Origin of the sequence: Sphingobacterium faecium (assembly GCF_003054045.1) — a bacterium.
GTDB lineage: Bacteria > Bacteroidota > Bacteroidia > Sphingobacteriales > Sphingobacteriaceae > Sphingobacterium > Sphingobacterium faecium.
The window spans coordinates 555893-574925 of record NZ_QBKH01000001.1 but is presented as its reverse complement, the minus strand read 5'-3'; the positions used below and the strand labels follow the sequence as shown (position 1 = coordinate 574925).

18 protein-coding genes are annotated in these 19033 nt (G+C 35.3%); 9 read left to right on the top strand and 9 right to left on the bottom strand.

Going from position 1 to position 19033, the window contains the following annotated elements; translation table 11 throughout:
- The first annotated feature begins 41 nt into the window (after positions 1–41).
- Positions 42–1604 (top strand): OmpP1/FadL family transporter, encoded by a 1563-nt coding sequence (locus C8N37_RS02435; RefSeq protein WP_108157384.1) that lies wholly within the window; start codon positions 42–44, stop codon positions 1602–1604.
- 69 nt (positions 1605–1673) lie between these two features.
- Here C8N37_RS02435 and C8N37_RS02430 read toward each other — a convergent pair whose 3' ends face one another.
- The gene (locus C8N37_RS02430; RefSeq protein WP_108157383.1) at positions 1674–3023 is read right to left on the bottom strand and encodes an NfeD family protein; all 1350 of its coding nucleotides are present in this window, start codon (positions 3021–3023) and stop codon (positions 1674–1676) included.
- A gap of 46 nt (positions 3024–3069) precedes the next feature.
- On the opposite strand from C8N37_RS02430, the gene C8N37_RS02425 reads away from it, so the two are divergent.
- The 5 genes from C8N37_RS02425 (at position 3070) to C8N37_RS02405 (ending at position 7751) form a co-directional block, all read left to right on the top strand.
- Positions 3070–3822 carry a hypothetical protein gene (locus C8N37_RS02425; protein WP_108157382.1) on the top strand — a complete coding sequence of 251 codons (753 nt, stop codon included), beginning with the start codon at positions 3070–3072 and terminating at the stop codon, positions 3820–3822.
- 9 nt (positions 3823–3831) lie between these two features.
- Positions 3832–4716 carry a LysM peptidoglycan-binding domain-containing protein gene (locus tag C8N37_RS02420; protein WP_244914323.1) on the top strand — a complete coding sequence of 295 codons (885 nt, stop codon included), beginning with the start codon at positions 3832–3834 and terminating at the stop codon, positions 4714–4716.
- Positions 4717–4750: 34 nt separating this feature from the next.
- Positions 4751–5386, top strand: coding sequence for a uridine kinase family protein (locus tag C8N37_RS02415; RefSeq protein ID WP_108157380.1), 636 nt, complete (start codon positions 4751–4753; stop codon positions 5384–5386).
- A gap of 107 nt (positions 5387–5493) precedes the next feature.
- The gene (purH, locus tag C8N37_RS02410; protein ID WP_108157379.1) at positions 5494–7020 is read left to right on the top strand and encodes a bifunctional phosphoribosylaminoimidazolecarboxamide formyltransferase/IMP cyclohydrolase; all 1527 of its coding nucleotides are present in this window, start codon (positions 5494–5496) and stop codon (positions 7018–7020) included.
- A 182-nt stretch (positions 7021–7202) separates the two neighbouring features.
- The gene (locus C8N37_RS02405; protein ID WP_108157378.1) at positions 7203–7751 is read left to right on the top strand and encodes a DUF1697 domain-containing protein; all 549 of its coding nucleotides are present in this window, start codon (positions 7203–7205) and stop codon (positions 7749–7751) included.
- Between the two features lie 51 nt (positions 7752–7802).
- Here the strand turns inward: C8N37_RS02405 and fabV are convergent, their stop codons facing one another.
- Positions 7803–8999 (bottom strand): enoyl-ACP reductase FabV, encoded by a 1197-nt coding sequence (gene fabV, locus C8N37_RS02400; RefSeq protein WP_108157377.1) that lies wholly within the window; start codon positions 8997–8999, stop codon positions 7803–7805.
- A gap of 171 nt (positions 9000–9170) precedes the next feature.
- Here fabV and C8N37_RS02395 point away from each other — a divergent pair, with 171 nt between their 5' ends.
- The gene (locus C8N37_RS02395; RefSeq protein WP_108157376.1) at positions 9171–10094 is read left to right on the top strand and encodes a DMT family transporter; all 924 of its coding nucleotides are present in this window, start codon (positions 9171–9173) and stop codon (positions 10092–10094) included.
- Here C8N37_RS02395 and C8N37_RS02390 read toward each other — a convergent pair.
- From C8N37_RS02390 to C8N37_RS02380, 3 genes are all read right to left on the bottom strand, one after another.
- The gene (locus C8N37_RS02390) at positions 10091–11872 is read right to left on the bottom strand and encodes an ABC transporter ATP-binding protein (RefSeq protein ID WP_108157375.1); all 1782 of its coding nucleotides are present in this window, start codon (positions 11870–11872) and stop codon (positions 10091–10093) included. The two genes, C8N37_RS02395 and C8N37_RS02390, sit on opposite strands and share 4 nt — an antisense overlap.
- A gap of 141 nt (positions 11873–12013) precedes the next feature.
- Positions 12014–12808 carry a S1/P1 nuclease gene (locus C8N37_RS02385; RefSeq protein WP_108157374.1) on the bottom strand — a complete coding sequence of 265 codons (795 nt, stop codon included), beginning with the start codon at positions 12806–12808 and terminating at the stop codon, positions 12014–12016.
- 67 nt (positions 12809–12875) lie between these two features.
- Positions 12876–13340, bottom strand: coding sequence for a DUF4268 domain-containing protein (locus C8N37_RS02380; RefSeq protein ID WP_108157768.1), 465 nt, complete (start codon positions 13338–13340; stop codon positions 12876–12878).
- Between the two features lie 132 nt (positions 13341–13472).
- Between C8N37_RS02380 and C8N37_RS02375 the strand changes: the two genes are divergently transcribed.
- Positions 13473–14006, top strand: coding sequence for a lipocalin family protein (locus tag C8N37_RS02375; RefSeq protein WP_108157373.1), 534 nt, complete (start codon positions 13473–13475; stop codon positions 14004–14006).
- On the opposite strand, the gene C8N37_RS02370 is transcribed toward C8N37_RS02375, so the two are convergent.
- Both C8N37_RS02370 and C8N37_RS02365 read right to left on the bottom strand, forming a co-directional pair.
- On the bottom strand, positions 14003–14308 hold the full coding sequence (locus tag C8N37_RS02370; RefSeq protein ID WP_244914322.1) for a hypothetical protein: 306 nt from the start codon (positions 14306–14308) through the stop codon (positions 14003–14005). The two genes, C8N37_RS02375 and C8N37_RS02370, sit on opposite strands and share 4 nt — an antisense overlap.
- Positions 14309–14391: 83 nt before the next feature.
- Entirely contained in the window at positions 14392–15930 is a 1539-nt protein-coding gene (locus C8N37_RS02365; RefSeq protein WP_108157371.1) for an OmpA family protein, read from the bottom strand.
- Positions 15931–16224: 294 nt separating this feature from the next.
- Between C8N37_RS02365 and C8N37_RS02360 the strand changes: the two genes are divergently transcribed.
- Entirely contained in the window at positions 16225–17637 is a 1413-nt protein-coding gene (locus C8N37_RS02360; RefSeq protein ID WP_108157370.1) for an alkaline phosphatase, read from the top strand.
- 69 nt (positions 17638–17706) lie between these two features.
- On the opposite strand, the gene C8N37_RS02355 is transcribed toward C8N37_RS02360, so the two are convergent.
- Both C8N37_RS02355 and C8N37_RS02350 read right to left on the bottom strand, forming a co-directional pair.
- Positions 17707–18471 (bottom strand): TerC family protein, encoded by a 765-nt coding sequence (locus C8N37_RS02355; protein WP_108157369.1) that lies wholly within the window; start codon positions 18469–18471, stop codon positions 17707–17709.
- Between the two features lie 30 nt (positions 18472–18501).
- Complete coding sequence (locus tag C8N37_RS02350) at positions 18502–19032, bottom strand: adenine phosphoribosyltransferase (RefSeq protein WP_108157368.1); 531 nt, start codon at positions 19030–19032, stop codon at positions 18502–18504.
- Position 19033 lies beyond the last annotated feature (1 nt).

Below are 19033 nucleotides of genomic sequence, written 5' to 3'. Positions count from 1 at the left end.
ATTCAATCACTCTTTCATTACTACTATAACAATTAAACTATATGACTATTAAAAAAATACTTTTTGGAAGTGTACTAGCTATAGGTATGGTTGGCACTGCAAAAGCCCAGTATACGGAAGACGCACTTTTATTTTCTCAAGGAGATAATGGAGGAACAGCTCGTTTCAAGGCAATGGGTGGTGCATCAACAGCATTAGGTGGAGATATCAGTTCAATTACAGGTAACCCGGCAGGTTTGGGTTTCTATAATCAATCTGATGCATCTGCAACACTACGTTATCAATATAATAAAAATAAGGTCAATTACTTTGGTCGTAATGGTGATAGTAAAACGGATAATTTCAATATAGACAACGGTGGTGTTGTTTTTCACTTGCCGACCACACGCTATGGTGGAGATCTAACAAAGGGCTGGTTAAACTTCAATGTTGGAATCGCTTACAACCGTACGAATCTTTTTGACAACAAATTAGATTACAGCGGTGTAAACACCGATAATTCCATCACTCATGCCTATGCCGATCGAATGATCGATACCGATGGGTCTGCTTGGTCAAATGATTTTTATCGTTCTTTTATGTTCGAAGAAGCATACGATAAGCAAGGAAAATTTTATTTTCCTTTAGCCGAAGATAAAAATAGTGAACAGTTTAATTCCGTATGGAGCAAAGGTGGAATATCAGAAACAGCCTTATCTTTTGGTTCAAACTACAGTAATAAATTTTATATCGGTGCTACTTTTAGTTTAACAGATTTTCGTTATGAAAAATCTGCTGTATTTACAGAATACGGTATGACGAAAACTGCGGCTGGTATCTCTGCTTTAAATCCAGATTCCGATTATTTAAAACCAGATAAAGAAGAGTCTAAATTTGTAGATGTAGATTATGAATTATTTGATCATTATGGTCAGGTAACACAAGGATCTGGTTTTGATTTCAAATTAGGGATGATCTATAAGCCTACTCCTTCACTTAGTTTAGGATTTACAGCTAAAACACCTACATTCCTATCGATCACAGATGAATCTACGGCGTACACAGATATCAACTATTTCAAGCCTAATGAAGAAACTTCATTTTCGAATTTTAAATCTGACTATTACGATAGCTCTTACGACTACAACTTACAAACTCCATACAAATTATCTGCAGGTGTAACACAATATTTCGCTGCAGGTTTATTAACAGCTGAAGTGGAATTCGTCGATTATTCAAGTATGCGTTGGAGAGATATCAATAGCAACAGAATAACAGAAAAACGTATGAATGATAACATCAAAGAAACTTATCAAGCAGCATTCAATGTTCGCTTAGGTGGGGAGGTATTATTTGATCAAACATTCAGTGGTAGAGCTGGTTTCAACTTTAATGGTAATCCTTATAAAAATGCAGACTATAAGACCTATGGTATCTCAGCAGGTGTAGGTGCCAAATTAGGTGGAGGTGTTTATCTGGACTTGACAGGCGTTTATAATGCTAATAATTATAAAGAAAGTCCTTATAAAATTACTTATGAAGGTGATTGGAATACCGTTAGCCCACGTGCTGATATTAAAAATAGCAGAACAAACGTCATGTTAACAATAGGATCAAAGTTCTAATTAATTACTATTTCACAAAAAAGGCTTCTATTTTTAACGAAATAGAAGCCTTTTTTGTGAAGGAAAAATTTAAACTTGTTCAACTTTTCTTCTTACGAATAAGTTATAATTTTCATGTTTATCTACATAGATCTCTTCCCCTTCTTCAATAAAACCATCTAATGCAACAGCATCGTACCAAACACCTTCAATTTCGATCTTACCTGAAGGCCGCAATACTGTTCTCGCTATACCCTCCTTATTTAAGAGGTTGGATTTTAATATGGAAGAAGTATACCCTTCTTCTGATTTTTGTTCTTCTTTCAGCACAAGACGTCTAAAAATAGGAGCTTTTAATAAACTCTTTCCAAATATGACCATCAATACTACAGATAGTATCATGGCCCCTATGACTAATAAAAATGAATTGAATAACATACCTGGATAAGCGAGTTTAAAATCAAAAAAATCATTCGCAACGAGACTAAATGTCAGACCGCAAATAACGAAAATTATTCCTAAAATACCGGCAATTCCAAAACCAGGTATTATAAAAACTTCTAAAAAGAGCAAGACAAGACCAACGACAAAAATTGCTATTTCCCAATTGGCGGCCAAACCTTGAATGTAGAGCGGAGCAAAAAACAACAGTGCGGCTACGATTGCGACAGCGATGGCAAATCCTAATCCCGGAGCCTGCATTTCAGCATAGATACCACCTATGATCAACAATATCAAAACTCCACTCACAGCTGGATTAATTAAAAAACTGATGATATGGTCGATTGTTCCTTTGCGATATACGGTCTCTTGCACATGGTTTAAATTCAAATCCTTATAGATCATCTCCCGGTTGGCAACTTCTGCTTTTGCTAATCCAAATTTCACAGCTTCACTACTGGTCAATGTAAGTAACTGACCGTCTTTTTTGATATGAGGTGCAGAGACATTGGGATCAACAAATGATTCAGCCAATTGTGGATCACGCTTTTTAGCTTCAGCAGTTGCGCGCATCAATCCCCGCATGTAGGATTGATATTTCTCCGGAAGCACCTCCCCTTTGGCATTGACCACGCTTGCTGCTCCAATACTACCGCCTGGATGAATATAAATATAATCACTGGCTAGGGAAATCAAAGCTCCCGCGGATGCCGCATTATTATTAATGTAAACAATCGTTTTGATTTTAGAATCGAGTAATTTACTCCTTATCGAATCTGCAAAATTTAAGGCACCACCATAGGTATTCAATTCCATTAATACATAATCAACCTTTTTACTCTGTGCACTGTCATAAACTTGCTTAACAGTACGCCAAGAACTTGGCCCTATATCATCCTTTAATTCAAACACATAAACCTTTTGAGCAAAACTTGACGAGAATAATACCAAGCTTAAAAAGACTGTTATTAAAAATGATTTACTAATTTTGCTTTCCATAAATAAGATTATTAAAAATAATAAACGAGCGATTAATACATTTGCTATGTCTAAATATACTATTTCTAATGCATTTTCTCAAACATTCAGATTTCCGATCTGGAAAATAGAAATAGATGAAAAGAGTAAATTAATCGCAATAGAGTGCCGTGATCCCCAAAATACCTTACCATATATTAGTGTTATGGATTTTGATGGGCTAGTGCATTTGGATCATTATATCTTGCCTGAAAAGGAATGGACATTGACCGCTATACAGGGTAAAAAAGTCATTTTGAAAAAAGTATCGGAAAATAGCCCTGTATCACCCGGGTTATGGATAATCGATTATACCAATCCAAATACGACCTCATTGTTTCATCAGTATCAATATCTGGGTATACTGAACGGCTATATCCAAATGAGGCCCCAGCATATCACTTCGGGTTTTGAACTCTACTTTTCACTTATAGATGATGAAGTTTTAACCAGCATACCAGCAGAAATTAAACCTTTTGATAATGATATAGTCTTTCCATTGGAATTTAATGCTGAAAAACCGGCATTTTTGCAACATTATAAAAATAATGAAGATCTTTGGATCAGTAAATGTCATGATCATTTTTTATGGTGCTTTCATGAAAAACAGCAGGATAAATATACGGTCAGATTACTGATCTCTGATCAAAAACAAATTCTAGATGAAGCCGTAATTATTCAGGATCTAGATTTAAAATTGGTACAAATTTATTTTCAGATTGGGTGTCAGATTTTTCTTTTAACACACAATAAACAGGAATTTGTATCGTATTTAGTATAATTGTAAAACATGATGAATATTCTATCAAAATCTACCACATATAAAACACTAGCATTCTTATCATTAACAATGTTAGCGATCAATCATAACAAAGTGTCAGCGGGCACATTTTCTGTAACGGCTGTTCCTGATTCAGTAGGAGTCGAAAAAATTGATGGTCAGGAATATGTTCTTTTCAAAATTGAAAAAGGGGATAACTATTATCAATTGAGTAAGCGATACAAAACAAGTGTTGGAAAAATAACAGAGTTAAATGGAAATAAAACGTTAGCTGTTGGACAGATTGTTAAAATCCCAACAGGAAGAATGTTTTATGTAACCCCAAGCAATCCAAAAAATAACAACAATAAAGGAACTCAAAAAGAACTCATCGACTATAAGGTAGGTGACCAAGAGACGCTTTATGCAATATCCCGTAAATTTGATGTAACGGTTGAAGAAATCAAAAGAGCCAATAATCTGCGTTCTAATAATATCAGTGGGGGTCAGATTTTAAAAATCCCAAGTAATGGTACTTTTATTATTCCACAAAAACCAGATACCCTTTTAATTACTCCGGATACCACCACTACAGAAGAGCCGGCTATTACAGCCAATAAATATGGTATCCGTGAAAAAACAGAACGTGGGATCGGTGTTTGGATTGATGGATTAAACGAAAGTGGAACAAGCAATTTAGCCCTTCATAAAACAGCGGCTATTGGTACTGTTTTAAAAATTACGAACCCCATGACCAGAAGTGTCACTTATGCTAAAGTCGTTGGGAAATTTAATGAAAATGCAGATACGCACAATGCAATAGTTGTTTTATCAAAGTCTGCGGCTGCCTATATTGGCGCATTAGATAAACGCTTTCAAGTCGAAATTACTTACGGAGTTCCACTAGAGGACTAATACGCATCGATTCTTTTCGAATATTATATATTAAATGAATAAAAAACCATATGTCATTGGAATCGCAGGTAGCAGCGGTTCCGGTAAAACATTTTTTCTGAACTGTTTTTTAAAACACTTTAGTCCTCAAGAAGTAACGCTTATTTCACAAGATGACTATTACATTCCTGCGAATACAAAAACGCAGGAGGAAAATAAATTGTACAATTTTGATCTTCCAACTTCTATCGATCGTAATGCTTTTTACAAAGATATTAGTGACCTATTTGAAGGTAAAACAATTCATAAAGAAGAATATACGTTCAACAATCCCGCGATAAAGCCTAAAATGTTGGAAATTAAACCAGCACCGATTCTAATTATTGAAGGTTTATTTATCTACCATTATACGGAAGTAAATCAGTTAATCGATCATCGTATATTTTTGGATGCAAATCAAGATATCGCTTTAGAGCGCAGGTTGCGCCGTGATTTGATCGAGCGCGGTTATTTTGAAGAAGATGTTCGATATAAGTGGATTAACCATGTATTGCCATCTTATAATGAATATTTATTGCCCTATAAAAACACTTGTGATCAGGTTATTATCAATAATACGGATGATCCAGAACCAATTTGGAAGATCACGGATGATATCTGTCAGGAACTAAAAGATAAAATTTATAAATAACGATTAAAAGACTGCATGATGCAGTCTTTTTTGTTTTCAATCTGTGCTAAAGGGTTTGTGTATACTTATTATTTAGCTATCTTTGCGCCAGCAAACAAATTATACTAATGAGCCATTCTGTAAAGATTAAAAATGCTTTAGTGTCTGTATATTATAAAGACAACTTAGCACCATTAATTCAATTATTAAACAAATACGGTGTTACCTTCTATTCTACAGGTGGCACAGAAGCTTTCATCAAAGATTTAGGTATTGATGTAGTTCCTGTAGAAGACTTAACGAGCTATCCTTCTATTTTAGGAGGTCGTGTAAAAACATTACACCCAAAAGTATTTGGTGGTATATTAGCAAGAAGACCTTTAGAAAGTGATCAACAGCAATTAGCACAATATGAGATCCCAGAGATCGATTTAGTCATTGTTGATTTATATCCATTTGAAGAAACGGTCGCTTCTGGAGCTTCAGAGGAAGACATCATCGAAAAAATTGATATCGGTGGTATTTCATTGATTCGTGCAGCTGCCAAAAACTTTAATGATGTCGTAATTTTATCTTCAAAAAATGATTATACGGCATTAGAAGAAATGTTAGCCAATCAAGAAGGAACAACTACTTTGGAACAACGTAAAGAATTTGCTAAGCTTGCTTTCAATACATCATCTCATTATGACACTGCTATTTTCAATTACTTCAATAAAGAAAATACATTGGATGTATTCAAACAATCTGAACAAAAAGCTCAAGTATTGCGTTACGGCGAAAACCCACATCAAAAAGGTATTTTCTATGGTGACTTAGATGCGATGTTTACTAAATTGAACGGTAAAGAATTATCTTATAACAATTTAGTAGATGTTGATGCTGCAGTAGCAATTATTGATGAATTTACAGAACCAACATTTGCAATTTTAAAACATACAAATGCTTGTGGAGTAGCTTCACGTCCAACTATCAAACAAGCATGGGTTGATGCCTTAGCATGTGATCCAGTTTCTGCATTTGGTGGTGTATTGATTACAAATGGTGAGGTCGATGCTGAAACTGCGACAGAAATCAACAATTTGTTTTTTGAAGTGCTCATCGCACCTGCTTACTCTGAAGAAGCAATTGCAATTCTTACAGCAAAGAAAAACCGTATTATTTTAGTGCGCAAAGAAGTAGAATTACCTACACAACAATTCAAAACATTGTTAAACGGGGTTATCCAACAAGATAAGGACAATACAGTTGAAGGTCCTGAGGAAATGACCGCAGTTACTCGTATTGTACCAACAGCAGCTCAATTAGAAGACTTATTTTTCGCAAACAAAATTGTGAAACATACCAAATCAAATACAATTGTATTTGCTAAAAATGGTACATTAATTACTTCTGGTGTAGGCCAGACATCACGAGTTGACTCTTTGAAACAAGCTATTGAAAAAGCAAATGCCTTTGGGTTTGACTTAAAAGGTTGTTCAATGGCTTCTGATGCTTTCTTCCCTTTCCCTGACTGTGTTGAAATTGCAGCTGAAGCGGGGATCGCAGCAGTGCTTCAACCAGGAGGATCGATCAAAGATCAGTTATCTATAGATATGTGTAATGAAAAAGGATTAGCAATGGTGACCACAGGTGTGCGCCATTTCAAACACTAATCATCCGGATTAAACGATTTTAAAAAAAGGCTCATAAATTTATTATGAGCCTTTTTTACTATTTCCGATTGCATGATGATATTTCAAACTATGCTTAGCATAACGAAATATCAATGCTTATCTTTGATATTATCCTGACTTCAGGTGATTCATTTTTGGTCAAATAAATTAAAGAACAACTTATGTATGTTGCAGTTTTAAGAGGGATCAATGTAAGCGGTCGCCATCTCATCAAAATGGAAGCTTTGCGACATGCTCTTCAATTATTAGGATTTCAACAAATCACTACCTATATCCAAAGTGGAAATATGATATTTCACTCCGATATCACAGATGAAAAGACTTTGGAAAATATGATCAGCAATATGATTTTACAGCATTTCGGTTACGATATTCCATGTATTGTTATTCATAGGGATGAATTGGATCATATCATCAATCAAAATCCCCTATCTGCACAGCTTGATAAAGATGTCACTTTTTTTCATGTCACCCTATTAGCTGAAAAACCAAAATCAAATGATATCGCTACTCTAAGGGAAAAGAAACATCCTGAGGAAGAAATCTTTTTAGTCGATAGAACCGTTTATCTATACTGCCCAAATGGGTATGGGAAAACCAAATTAACGAATAACCTAATCGAATCAAAGCTAAAAGTATCTGCTACGACAAGAAATTGGAAAACACTTCAAGAGCTTTTCAAAATGACATCACAAACTGTTCATAAATAATAAAGGCGACCAAAGGTCGCCTTTATTATTTATGATAAGAATTTAATAATCTTAGATACTTGGTATATTGACCAGCTCATTGGTATCAGCATTATAATCGATACCATCAAAATTAAAACCAAATAGGTTAAAGAATTCGTCACGGTAACCTTGAATGTCTGAAATTTCAGATAAATTCTCTGTACATGCTTGTTCCCAAAGTGCTGCAACCTCAGCTTGTACATCAGCTCTCATTTCTAAATCGTCAACACGGATACGGCCTTTCTCGTCCAATTGAACTTGACCATCAGCTGTATAAAGACGTTCTGCAAATAATCGTTGCATCTGCTCGATTGTTCCTTCGTGAATTCCTTTTTCTTTCATGACTTTATATAATAATGAAATATATAAAGGAACAACAGGAATTGCTGAACTCGACTGTGTAACTAAAGCTTTATTAACAGATACATAAGAGATACCGTTAATGTCTTTCAATAATGCATTGATCGCTGGGACAGTACCTTCTAAATCATCTTTAGCACGACCAATTGTACCATTACGATAAATTGGGAATGTAAGCTCAGGGCCGATATAAGAATAAGCAACAGTCTTAGCACCGTCTGCTAAAACTCCAGCTTCTTTTAAATCTTCCATCCAGAATTTCCAATCTTCACCACCCATCACTGCTACTGTATTTGAAATATCTTCTTCATTATCAATCGGATTGATTGTGATATCAGAAACTACACCAGTATGAAAATCTACTGTTTTATTTGTAAAAGGAACATCGATTGGTTTCAAAACAGATGCATATGCAACGCCTGTTTTCGGATGTGTTCTTCGTGGAGAAGCTAAACTGTAAATGACTAAATCTACTTGACCTAAGTCTTGTTTAATTAGTTCGATCGTTTGTTTTTTGATTTCATCTGAAAAAGCATCGCCATTGATACTTTTTGCATAAAGACCAGCTTCTTGTGCTTCTTTTTCAAAAGCAGCGGTATTGTACCAACCAGCTGTACCAGGTTTACCTTCTGCTGCTGGTTTTTCAAAAAATACGCCAATCGTTGCTGCTCCAGAACCAAATGCTGCCGAAATACGAGATGCAATACCAAATCCCGTAGATGCACCAATGACCAATACTTTCTTAGGGCCATTGGCAATTTCGCCTTTGGATTTTACGTATTCAATCTGGTTTTTAATGTTTTGCGCAGTTCCTTCTGGATGCGAGGTTAAACAAATAAAACCTCTAGTTCTTGGTTGTATAATCATAATGATTAATTTTCTTACTCATGTTTTATTAAGGATGCAAAATAAACAAATTTTAGTAACAATTGATGCATAAATCAAGAATATCTTTTCAAGATATGGGATACATGATCTCTTGTTATTGTCATATCCATTAATTACTTTAGAAGAGATTAATCTTCATGCTTACAAAATATGCTCCTTACAAATAAATCAAAAGCACTTTCACTCGGTATATTAGCCTCCTTATTTTTTGCAAGCACATTTGTACTTAACCGTATCATGGCTGTTTCTGGGGGTGGATGGCAGTGGTCAGCAGCCTTACGCTTTGTATGGATGCTGCCTCTATTATTACTCATCGTTATTATACGGGGAAATCTTAAACAGCTATTGGTGGAGATGAAAAAAAAATTAGGACAATGGGTGCTCTGGAGTACAATTGGATTTGGACTTTTTTATGCACTATTGACATTCGGTGCTAGCTACGGCCCCTCTTGGTTAGTTGCAGGCACATTTGAATTTACCATAATAGCTGGTATGTGTATTGGTCCTATACTGGAAAAAAAAGGAAATACACAACCTTTCTCGAAAGCTTCTTTATTTTTTTCTTGCCTCATTTTCTTGGGTATTATAATCATGCAAATTTCTGAAGCCAAATCCACTTCTTGGTCAACGATATTAGGAGGTGCCATTCCAGTTTTAATAGCCGCAATTGCCTATCCGCTGGGTAACCGTAAAATGATGAGTATGACACAAGGCAGTTTGGATACTTATCAACGCACGTTGGGCATGACGCTGGCGAGTATGCCTTTCTGGATCATTCTGATGGCATATGGCTACCAAGAACATGGACTTCCAAATCAAGATCAACTCATCCAAACGCTACTCGTAGCCGTATTTTCGGGTGTCATAGCCACATTGCTATTCTTTAAAGGAACAGAACTTGTGCAACATGATCATCAAGGACTTGCTGCTGTAGAGGCGACCCAAGCGATGGAAGTGATCTTTACTTTAGTAGGTGAAATCATTATTTTAAACAGTCCTTTCCCTAACAACCTAGCTACTTTGGGGATTTTCTTAGTGGTGGTAGGTATGTATCTTCATAGCAAAAACAATTAATGATTGAGTGTCTTACTAATTTTATCTAAATTAAGACTATTGGCCATAGCAGAGAATATTTTATAATATGTGCCCCTCCGATCGTAAAGATCTTCATGAATACCCTTTTCTACTACCCTGCCTTTTTCCATCACCACGATCTCATTGGAATCAATAATTTGAGAGATACTATGCGAAACAATAATAACCGTACGATCCTTTTTGATTGCATCTAAGCTATTTTTTATCTGCTCAGTAGCGATTGCATCTAAATTTGCTGTTGGTTCATCCAAGAAGATGATTGGTGGATTTTTTAAAAATAATCGAGCAATCGCAATACGTTGTTGTTGACCTCCAGATAACAGATGAGCACCAGAGTCATACCCTTGTGGCAATTCCATAATTTGTTCATGGATATAAGCATCTTTTGCTGCCTGGATGATTTCTTCCTTTGAACTCCCTATTTTTCCATATTCAATATTTTCGAAAATCGATCCTTTAAAAATATGATTGCGTTGCAGTACCATACCGATATTTTTCCGCAAAAAATTGGTATCATAATTTTTAAGATCCACACCATCCAATAGTATTCTTCCTGCTGTAGGTTCATAAAATTTGTCGAGCAGATTGATCACTGTGCTTTTTCCAGCTCCACTCAATCCAACTAGAGCTGTGATCTGATTGGGTTTTATTTCAAAGGATATATCTCTGAGCGCATGAGTTCCATTGGGGTACTCAAATGATACATCTTCAATCGCTATGTGACCTTTGATTTGATCAGGTCTGAAAGTTCCACTTCCTTCTATCAGATCGTCAGATTCCAGTATTTCGAAAAAAGATTCCGAGTAGATTAAAGCATCGTTTACTTCATCATAGATGCGATGCAATTGGCGGATTGGTGCCGAGACATTGGAAAATAGCATAATGTGAAACATGATTGCTCCAATGGTAATCTGGTTGTCCAAGACCAAAAAAGCGGTTAACACAATGATGGCAACGACAGCTATTTGTTCAATAAAGTTCTTTAGGCTATCAAAAATGAAACTCGTTTTACGTGTTTGCATCTGATTTTCGGTCATCTCATACTGGATCTTTTCATGTCGATCGGCCTCTTCAGGTTCGCGAACAAAAGATTTAATAACCAATATAGAGTCAATCAAATTGATGATTCTATTATTCTTAGATTCTCTATACTTACGCATTTGACGTCTAAATCCACTTAATTTTCCCGCTTGTGTCTGGCTGATATAAAAATAAATGGGTATAACCGCCAAGCCCACTAGACCTACATATAGGTTTGCCATAAACATACAAACAAGGGCTACAATCGCATTAGCAAACAACGGTAAGATATCGATAAAGAAATTTTGGACTAATCGCGTCAGTGAGCTGATACCCGAGTCGATCCGTGTTTGCAATTTGCCACTTTCATTTTCTTCTGACGTGTAAAAGGCCATCTTATAAGTCAGGATTTTTTCTACAATGCGTTGTGAAAAATCACGGGCAATAAATATACGTAGTTTCTCACCATAGAACTTCTGACCAAATTGGATAAAAGAATAGACAATCTCTTTGACCAAAAGTACTCCCGAAATAACACCTATCAAATGCATCCCTTTTGATAAAGGTTCTTTTGCCACCATCAAATCACTGATCGAATCAACCGTATACTTCAAAATAAAGGCATTGATCTGTGCAGCAAAAGAGCCTATTAAGGTCAAAATTAAAGTATAAAAAATAAGATTTTTATAAGGTTTGGCAAAAGGTGTTATTTTTTTAAACAGTAGTGATATCGTCATATATGAAGGAAAAAAATGGAAACGACATGAAATTCGTTGTATTTAACTGATAACAACAATAATACCGAAACCAAAAAAAGATATAAAAAAAGGGAAATGAATCATTTCATTTCCCTTTTCGGTATTCTAAAATACTAATGATTAGCCAAAAACATCATTCAATACTTTTGCTAAACGTAAACCACCTTTTAACATGCAGTTTTCTGCAGTATAAATGTTATTGTAAATATAGTTGTAAGACAAGTTCGCATTAAGCTCAACATCAGCATATATTTTATCTGATAGTTGATTTGATTCAAATAACCAACTGGCCAACGTTCCTCCTTGTAATTGTTTCACTTCATTTTTATTTAAGATATCCAATACCGTTGCATACTCGGTATAACTGTATTTCTCACCATCGATCAAATCAGAATCCCAAACACGGTGAATATTGGATTTTTTGCCAAACCAGCTTACTTCAATTTTATTACCACCCTGATCCTCAGCTCTACTGACGTGCATCGGTTGATGCGCGTCACCAATTAAATGAATCAACATGTATAAATTTTGTTTCTTTTTCTCCAGTGATAAATCTTTATCTGCAAATGACTGCTCTAACCTTAATACAGATTTATATAAATTTTCATCATTTGAATTTTCCATTGCCAATTGAAAATCGGCCCAAGGTAAATGTGGATTGGTATTTATAAAGTGGGAATTTCCTAATTTTTTAAATTCATCATGTGGATCCGATTTAATAAAATCACCCCAATTTGCCCAATAAGCCAGTTTTTGATTGCCAATTATTTTTTGAATATTTTTTTTTGCTTTTTTCGTCAAATGACGTTCTGCAACCTCGGCAACCACGCGATGTCCAGTAGATCCCCAAGCGAATACGGAAGAAATCTGCAAAGTCATGGCGAGTACAATCAGACTTTTTAGTATATTTTTCATAAACAATACAATTTTAGCGCAAAGGTAAAAATTACATCCTCAAATAAAACCCTATTCACGTAACAATTTAACTTTTAAAAATTTCAAATCCGTATTGTGCATCGCACCAGAATTCATCCAATGCCATTAATCGTGGCTTGAAGAAAGAGATAAGATCTGGCCAATCTTCTTGTTTAAAAATACTCTTTCCCTCCATGGTCGTGTAAATCATACTCACCAATTTGCCCAGCTCATCTACTACTTCTAAATCCCAAATCCACTCCTCTCCCAGTATGCCTGTCAACATATTACGATACTCTTCAAATTGTTCCCACATTAATCTTCGCATGGATATATCTTGATGGGTCCACTCGATGGCGATTAAAGCCACACGTTTATCTGCTTCCATTTTGAAGCGAAGATTTTTAATTCCCGTCCTATAATTTACCCAATTGATCTTCTCACCATCTGCAGAAGTGTGTAATGCCATATACTGCCCAAATCGGGTCCAAAAAGTTTCCTTTAATTGTTTTACTTCTTCTCTTGAATACACCGCGTTAAATTTTAAAATAACGAAATTACTACTTTTATTTTCATAAAGCACCAAACATTCAAATCCTCTTTGGCGTTTTTATTGCATATCATATTCGGAACACTTTATATTTTTAGAATAAATCATAAAACGATGGATAAGAAAAAATCACTACTCTTACTTGCCACTACTGCCGCAGTAACATTAGCTTACAATGCATTGAAGCCTGTCAAATCGAAGGTGAAGGTCATCGAGCCATTTGATATCGATCGTTACTTAGGTAAATGGTATGAAATCGCACGATTAGATTTCAAATGGGAAAAAGGTTTATCTCAGGTAACTGCGACTTATAACAAGAATGATGATGGAAGTATTGCTGTCAATAACCAAGGATTTCATGATCACAAAAATAAATGGAAACAGTCCATTGGTAAAGCAAAATTTAAGGATTCGCAAAAAAAAGGAGCTTTAAAAGTATCTTTTTTTGGTCCTTTCTATAGTGGTTATCATATAGTAAAACTTGATCAAAATTATCAGTATGCACTGGTTTTTGGTGATAATTTGGATTATATGTGGATACTGTCTCGAGAAAAAAATATACCAGATGAAGTAAAATTAGCATATCTGGAGTATGCTCGAAAATCTGGTTATGCTATTGAGAACTTGGTTTGGACTCAACAAGATTAACCAAAAATTGGTTTTAAAACACCATAATCAAGAGTTGGATCTTGTGCAAAAACTTGAGCCAACTCTTTTCTATCTTCTTTTGTCATAACCCCGCCAAGACCTACATTATATAATTCTAGCAAATATAAGGAACCTTCAAGTTTGTTTTGATAGTTTAAAATTGCACTTCCAACATAAAAGTTTAATACAGATACCGCGTATTCACCGAAAACATCAAATCCAAATCCAGTAGTTGATTGTACGGCAAAACGCATATATTTTTCAAAGTCAGATTTTAAAATTTCCTTTAACTGTTGTTCCATACTCGCAAAAATGCAATATTATTATGAAATAAAAAAAGGAGGTGAATATGATTCAACTCCTTTTTTATTTCGAAAATTGAAATCTATCGTACACTTACAGCAACAATACGATCCAATATCCGTTCAGATTCAGGTGCATCAGCTGCGGCTTTTGCAAACTCAGAGCCATACCCTTCTGCTCCGATCACTTGACTACTCGGTCCTTTTCCTACCAAATAAACTTGAACTACTTGAGCGCGGTCAGTAGATAATTTTTTATTAAAACCTTCATTTCCAGTTTTATCTGTATATCCTCCAATCTTAATGGTCGCATCTGGAAATGCCTTCAAAATGGCAGCTAAATTTTCTAATTGCACTTGACTTTCAGGCAATACTTTAGCCGTCCCTGTTTCAAAATTCAAATTATCAAAATTGAACCATTTATCTTTTAACTGATCTTCGCTCATAGATTTATAATCCGTTTTGAGAAACTGAACCAGTTGATCCTCAATACCGCCCTTATAAGCTTTCAATTTAACCCCATCAGGTAAAATAACTTCTAAACTTTCTCTTACTACAGGAACAACTGCAACAACAGTGGTCCCCGTATCTACAGCCGTTCTTTCAACACTATCCGTTGCTGCAACCTGATCCTTATCTCCTTTGCAACCTTTTCCAAATAAGAACCATAGAACCGCAATGATAACAATTGGTATCAAGATCTTCCAGATTCCACCACCACCTGATGGTGGAGTTTCGGTATGCAAAGGATCCACAGTAGGCCCTGCTGGAGGAGGAGGAATAATTGGCACATGATCAATTGGAGGCACTACTGGTGGCACAACAGTTAACGGTTCATCATGTGTTGCTTCCGCAGGAGAAACAACTGGTGGGGTCACCACAGTCAATTCTTCATCCTTAGCAACAGCCTCATCTGTGACATCGCTTGGATGACTTACAGGTGGTTCGTCCTTTTTAGCGAGTGGAACTGATACGAGTATAGCTTCTACTGGTTTATCAGTTACCGGGATATCGGGTGTTGTACTTTCATGGGGTATCCCGTCAGTTGTCGATGATGTTATCTGATCATCATGAGCAAAGGAAGTTCCAAATACCGCAAGACCTAGACCTGATGGTAAAGCTGCTGTAAAATGATGTTTATTTTCATCCAACAATCTGCCAATGGAACTTACGCTCCAATTGGTTCCATTTTGTGTCAAACTTGAAAATACGGCCGGGAGGGAAAGATTCAATAATTTCTCAACAGTCGATCCATTGCCTCCAACAAAACTTGATAGCGAGGAAATAATAGTATTCAGTTTATCTCCAAAAATTGAACTTAATAAATCATTATGATGTGGCTCTAGAGGCTCTGCATCTACCAACCCATTGATGCGACCGGTTTCTGAATTTGTCTTTAAGAAGTCACTAAAATTAAAATCTCCATAATATTGTTTAGCTTTTTCAACAATAGAACTCAAACCTATCCCTGATTCCTTTTGTAAACCAATAAAAACAGCAGGCACAATTGCATTAATTGCAGTCCTTACATTTTCTTTATCTTCTCCTACGGAATTACCGAGCTTAGACAAGATATCATCGTTAAAAAATTCTTTAGCAGAATTTAAAAGATTAATTTCCATAATGTTCAAATTTTAGTTTATCTGTTATAGTAAGTGATATTGCTATATCAACTGATATTATACAATTTCACCATATTGTAACAATTATCTTGCAAGAATTGTTTTTACATTGCATTTTAATATAGTATTTTAAATAAATGTTAGTTCTTTCATATCACTAACTCGATTCGAGCAATTATGCTCGTTTCCACCATAATCTAAAACTTAACATTAAGCAAATATAGGTTTGTTATATTCGCCACCTCATGCACACAATACATTCATTTTAATACCAATACTAACATAATTTTAGACATGATTACACGTACATTCGCAACGACTTTTTTCTACTTAGCATCACTATCCATTTTATTTGCTCAAAATAAACCGAAATATATATTCTACATGATCGGCGACGGTATGGGATTGAATCAGGTAAATTCAACAGAAGTATATCTGGCAGATCTTGAAAATCGGATCGGTGTGAAACCGCTAATTTTTTCACAATTCCCAATAGCTACTTTTGCATCTACCTATTCCCTTTCTAATGGTATTACGGATTCAGCAGCAGGCGGCACCGCGCTTGCAGTCGGTTCTAAAACAAAAAATGGCGTGATCGGAATGGATTCTTCACAAACTAAACCATTGAAAAGTATCGCATATGCAGCTAAAGAGAAAGGATTAAAAGTTGGAATCACAACAAGCGTGAGTATCGATCATGCTACTCCTGCTTCGTTCTATGCACACCAAACCAATAGAAACAAGTATTATGAAATAGCAACAGATATCACAAAATCAAATTTTGATTTTTTTGCTGGATCTGGGTTTTTAAAGCATAATACTAATGCTGCTCAAGAATCTGTTACTTCGATCTTTAACTTATTTGAGAAATCAGGATATACTTTAGCATTCGGAAAAGCAGATTATGATCGTTTAAAAAGAAAAGCAAGCAAGATGATCTTGATGAATAATAAAGATACTGATCCAGAATCTTTAAAATTTGCGATTGATCAAAAAGATGGTGATCTAAATCTCAAAGAAATTACGGAAGTAGCAATTGAATCACTTACTAAAAATAATGACAAAGGTTTTTTCTTAATGGTCGAAGGTGGCAAGATTGATTGGTCAAGCCATAGCAATGATGCTGCTACTACGCTGCACGAAGTGGTCGATTTCAATAACTCTGTTCAAGTAGCGTATGATTTTTACTTAAAGTACCCAGAAGAAACACTCATCATCATTACTGCTGACCATGAAACAGGTGGCATGACATTGGGTACTGGAAGTAGTAATCTAAACTTTAAAGCTCTTGCTAATCAAAAAGTTTCACAAGGAGAACTCTCTAAGATAATTTCTAAATTACGAATAAATCAACCGAATGCTACTTGGGAACAAATCAAAACTGTATTGGCCGATCATCTGGGCTTATGGACTCAAGTTAAAGTCAATGCAAATCAAGAGAAAGTAATCTTTGAGGCTTATGAAAATAGTTTTATCAAACATGTTCATGCAACTGAAAAGAGTCTCTATGCCAATGACGATAAGCTGGCTTCGGTAGCTGTTAAAACTTTAAATGAAGTTGCTAATATTTCTTGGGGATCTGGAAATCACTCCGCAGGTTATGTTCCGATTTATGCTATTGGAGCTGGTTCAGAACTGTTTACACATAAAATGGAAAATATCGATATTCCTAAAAAAATAGCACAAGCTGCAGACTTGAGCTTATGATAAGCTTTAAATTAATTAAGCAAAAAGGCTATCACATGTGATAGCCTTTTTGCTTAATTAATTATTTCCTTATTTATCACTTTGCTTTTGCAAATGTTTTTTCTCACTTTTAATATTTAAAAATTCTACTAGAACAGAAAACGCCATCGCAAAATAAATATATCCTTTAGGAATATGCTGATCAAATGCTTCTGCTGTCAATGATACCCCAATTAGAAGAAGGAATGACAGTGCCAACATCTTCACCGATGGATAATCATTCACAAACTTACTGATTTGCTCTGCAGATAGTAACATAATCAATACGGCAATAATAACGGCAGCAACCATAACCCCAATCTGATCTACCATACCAACAGCTGTAATCACGGAATCTAATGAAAAAACAATATCCAGTACCAGTATTTGAAAGATTGTGCTCATAAAAGTTGCACTTTTTTTGATTACTTTTTGTTCATCGTGTGGACCATCCATTTTATGATGTATCTCCGTTGTACTTTTATAAATTAAAAATAGGCCTCCAATAAATAAAATCAAATCTCTTCCTGATAATTCCAAATAACGGGACCAATCGGGATTATCAATACCAAACGTGGTCGCTAGATTGATAAAGGGTTCTGTCAATGACATAATCCATTTGATAGAGAATAACAACAATACACGCGTTACCAATGCTAATATTAAGCCTAACTGACGTGCTTTCTTTTGCTGCTCGGCAGGAAGTTTGCCACTGAGAATCGATATAAAAACAATATTATCGATACCAAGTACCACTTCTAGTACAGTCAATGTAAGCAGTGAAATCCAAATTTGTGGGTCTGAGATCCATTCCATAAAATATATTGGGGATTTTTATAAATTAAATTATTTATAATGTGCTAAAGAAAAAATGTGGGGACTAAATCTAGTTAATCTTCCCTGACTATTTAAAAAATCTAAACTGATGACAAAACAATAACCTGCAACTTCACCGCCTAATTTTTCGATCAATTTACTAGCAGCCACAACTGTACCTCCTGTAGCCAATAAATCATCATGTATCAAAACCTTACTTCCTTTTGGAAAAGCATCTTCATGCATTTCGATAGTAGCCTGTCCATACTCAAGAGCATATGATTCTGAAATCGTATGAAAAGGTAATTTACCTTGCTTACGAATAGGAATAAAAGGCACCTGTAAGCGATTGGCTAACATCAATCCAAATAAAAAGCCTCTACTTTCGATCCCGGCTACAGCATCCATTTGACAATCTTTTAATTTTTCTACAAATGCGTCCACCATCTCTGTGCAAAGCTGCGCATCTTGCAATAAAGGTGTGATATCTTTAAAAACGATTCCAGGTTTTGGAAAATCATGTACATCACGTACGATATGTTTTAATTTTTCTTCAAGCATC